1 pseudogene is annotated in these 447 nt (G+C 43.6%); it reads right to left on the bottom strand.

What is annotated here, in order from left to right:
• Positions 1-170: 170 nt before the first annotated feature.
• A pseudogene (locus ACQRBN_RS17455) lies at positions 171-447 on the bottom strand (hypothetical protein); the annotation flags it as partial.

The raw sequence follows: 447 nt of genomic DNA, 5'->3' as shown, positions 1-447 counted from the left end.
GACCATCTCCATTATCGTCTTTCATCAGGTTCGAATATACATTTGCCACATAGAAAAGGTCACGCAAAGGGATATTCGGATTCTTCGTGGACTGGTGCTCATACAAGGTCAGCTTATCATATAGCACGAAGGATAGGATTAATAAATCATCTATAACTTACACATCTAGCCTACTCTATCCCATACTCCTTCATCAGTTCCTCCTGATATTCCACATCCTTAATCGCACGCTTCAAATCCTCCATACGATCATCTGCCATAAGGCAGCCATTCAGAGTATTCACTCGCTTTTTTTCTTCTTCTCTACCTTCCTCTCTGCCCTCTTCTCTTCCTTCCTCTCTACCTTCTTCTCTGCCTTCTTCTCTTCCCTTCATCCATGCCTCGTCTCTCTCCTGCTGCAGATGCCGCTCCTCATTATACTCAAATATACTCACACTGATTACCTCG

The organism is Bariatricus sp. SGI.154 (assembly GCF_050313795.1).
In the GTDB taxonomy this organism is placed as follows: domain Bacteria; phylum Bacillota; class Clostridia; order Lachnospirales; family Lachnospiraceae; genus CAMBRQ01.
The sequence above is the reverse complement of the archived record's forward strand: the minus strand, read 5'-3'. Positions and strand labels throughout refer to the sequence as shown.